At 52.3% G+C, this 3,358-nt stretch carries 2 rRNA genes; both read right to left on the bottom strand.

What is annotated here, in order from left to right:
- Window positions 1-9 precede the first annotated feature (9 nt).
- Window positions 10-122, bottom strand: a 5S ribosomal RNA gene (gene rrf / locus AC6CIE_RS27775).
- A gap of 204 nt (window positions 123-326) precedes the next feature.
- Window positions 327-3,211: ribosomal RNA gene (locus AC6CIE_RS27770) — 23S ribosomal RNA — on the bottom strand.
- Window positions 3,212-3,358 lie beyond the last annotated feature (147 nt).

Here is a 3,358-nt window from a genome sequence, read left to right as displayed (position 1 = left end):
GCAATAAAAGCCTGACGATGACCTACTTTCACAGACGTCCGTCCACTATCATCGGCGCAAAGGCGTTTCACTGTCCTGTTCGGGATGGGAAGGAGTGGTACCACCTTGCTATGGTCGTCAGGCGTAACTGGTTGAGCGGTTGCGGTTCAGGCAACTGCTCCAATCTTGGAAGAAGCGCAACGTGTGGCGATCAGAGCGCTAGGGCTCGATGATCGACGCACAGTGGGGTGTAATTGTGTTGGCTGGCTGCTGACGGTGCAGCCAGTATTTTGTATTGAACGACACTTGGAACGCTATATCACCAGGTCAATAACCATCAGTGTTATAGGATCAAGCCTCACGGGCAATTAGTATCGGTTAGCTTAACGCATTACTGCGCTTCCACACCCGACCTATCAACGTCCTGGTCTCGAACGACCCTTCAGGGGGATCAAGTCCCCGGGATACCTAATCTTCAGACGAGTTTCCCGCTTAGATGCCTTCAGCGGTTATCTCTTCCGTACTTAGCTACCCGGCAATGCCATTGGCATGACAACCGGTACACCAGAGGTACGTCCACTCCGGTCCTCTCGTACTAGGAGCAGGCTCCGTCAAGTATCCAACGCCCACGGCAGATAGGGACCAAACTGTCTCACGACGTTTTAAACCCAGCTCACGTACCTCTTTAAATGGCGAACAGCCATACCCTTGGGACCGGCTACAGCCCCAGGATGAGATGAGCCGACATCGAGGTGCCAAACACCGCCGTCGATATGAACTCTTGGGCGGTATCAGCCTGTTATCCCCAGAGTACCTTTTATCCGTTGAGCGATGGCCCTTCCATTCAGAACCACCGGATCACTATGTCCTGCTTTCGCACCTGTTCGACTTGTCAGTCTCACAGTCAAGCACGCTTATGCCATTGCACTATCAGCACGATTTCCGACCGTACCTAGCGTACCTTCGAACTCCTCCGTTACACTTTGGGAGGAGACCGCCCCAGTCAAACTGCCCACCATGCACTGTCCCCGATCCGGATAACGGACCAAGGTTAGAACCGCAAACAAACCAGGGTGGTATTTCAAGGATGGCTCCACGTGATCTAGCGACCACGCTTCAAAGCCTCCCACCTATCCTACACAGGCCGGTTCACAGTCCAATGCAAAGCTACAGTAAAGGTTCATGGGGTCTTTCCGTCTAGCCGCGGGTAGATTGCATCATCACAAACACTTCAACTTCGCTGAGTCTCAGGAGGAGACAGTGTGGCCATCGTTACGCCATTCGTGCAGGTCGGAACTTACCCGACAAGGAATTTCGCTACCTTAGGACCGTTATAGTTACGGCCGCCGTTTACCGGGGCTTCGATCAAGAGCTTGCACCCCATCACTTAACCTTCCGGCACCGGGCAGGCGTCACACCCTATACGTCGACTTTCGTCTTTGCAGAGTGCTGTGTTTTTAATAAACAGTCGCAGCCACCGATTCTCTGCGACCCCATCATGCTAAGCGCGCAGGCGCTTCACACTACCGGGGTATACCTTCTCCCGAAGTTACGGTATCAATTTGCCGAGTTCCTTCTCCTGAGTTCTCTCAAGCGCCTTGGAATATTCATCCCGTCCACCTGTGTCGGTTTGCGGTACGGTCTCGTACAGCTGAAGCTTAGAGGCTTTTCTTGGAACCACTTCCGATCACTTCGCAAGCAATGCTCGCTCGTGCCATACCCTTGATTTACGCGCCCGGATTTGCCTAAGCGCCATCTTCGATACAGCAACAGGGACATCCAACACCCTGATGATTTTCCGCGATCCGTCCCCCCATCGCACTGTACGACGGTGCTGGAATATTAACCAGCTTCCCATCAGCTACGCATCTCTGCCTCGCCTTAGGGGCCGACTCACCCTGCGCCGATGAACGTTGCGCAGGAAACCTTGGACTTACGGCGAGGGGGCTTTTCACCCCCTTTATCGCTACTCATGTCAGCATTCGCACTTCTGATACCTCCAGCAGCCTTTACAAGCCACCTTCGCAGGCTTACAGAACGCTCTCCTACCGCGTGCACTAAAAGTGCACACCCGCAGCTTCGGTTTATCGCTTAGCCCCGTTACATCTTCCGCGCAGGACGACTCGATCAGTGAGCTATTACGCTTTCTTTAAAGGATGGCTGCTTCTAAGCCAACCTCCTGACTGTCTATGCCTTCCCACTTCGTTTCCCACTTAGCGATAATTTGGGACCTTAGCTGGCGGTCTGGGTTGTTTCCCTCTTGAGTCCGGACGTTAGCACCCGGTGCTCTGTCTCCCAAGCTGTACTTGCGGGTATTCGGAGTTTGCCATAGTTTGGTAAGTCGCCATGACCCCCTAGCTATAACAGTGCTCTACCCCCCGCAGTAATACTTGAGGCACTACCTAAATAGTTTTCGGAGAGAACCAGCTATTTCCAGATTTGTTTAGCCTTTCACCCCTATCCACAGCTCATCCCCTAATTTTTCAACATTAGTGGGTTCGGTCCTCCAGCACGTGTTACCGTGCCTTCAACCTGGCCATGGATAGATCATCTGGTTTCGGGTCTACACCCAGCGACTAATTCGCCCTATTCGGACTCGCTTTCGCTACGGCTTCCCTATTCGGTTAACCTTGCCACTGAATGTAAGTCGCTGACCCATTATACAAAAGGTACGCAGTCACCCCACAAGGAGGCTCCTACTGTTTGTATGCATACGGTTTCAGGATCTATTTCACTCCCCTTCCGGGGTTCTTTTCGCCTTTCCCTCACGGTACTGGTTCACTATCGGTCGATCACGAGTATTTAGCCTTGGAGGATGGTCCCCCCATCTTCAAACAGGATTTCACGTGTCCCGCCCTACTTGTCTTACGCTTAGTTCCACACACAGAATTTCGTCTACAGGGCTATCACCTGCTACGGCCGGACTTTCCATTCCGTTCGACTATCCTGCGCGCTAAAACGTAAAGGCTCATCCGATTTCGCTCGCCACTACTTTCGGAATCTCGGTTGATTTCTTTTCCTCGAGCTACTGAGATGTTTCAGTTCACCCGGTTCGCTTCCGCTAGCCTATGTATTCAGCTAGGGATACCGCATTGCTGCGGTGGGTTTCCCCATTCGGATATCTGCGGATCAAAGCTTGTTTGCCAGCTCCCCGCAGCTTTTCGCAGGCTACTACGTCCTTCATCGCCTGTGATCGCCAAGGCATCCACCATATGCACTTAGTCGCTTGATCCTATAACGCTGTAGGCTATAGGACCTGAGTATTAGCGTTTGTGCCGTTCATAAGTTTCAAAGCAGTCTGAGGTTTGCACCCCAGTCTTGAGAACTTGGAACAAAAAATAATGCAATCACAACCCGTGCCCATCTTCATCAGCAATGC

The organism is Achromobacter sp. GQ309 (assembly GCF_059759315.1).
Note: the sequence above shows the minus strand (reverse complement) of the source record. Positions and strands in the feature narration are given on the sequence as shown.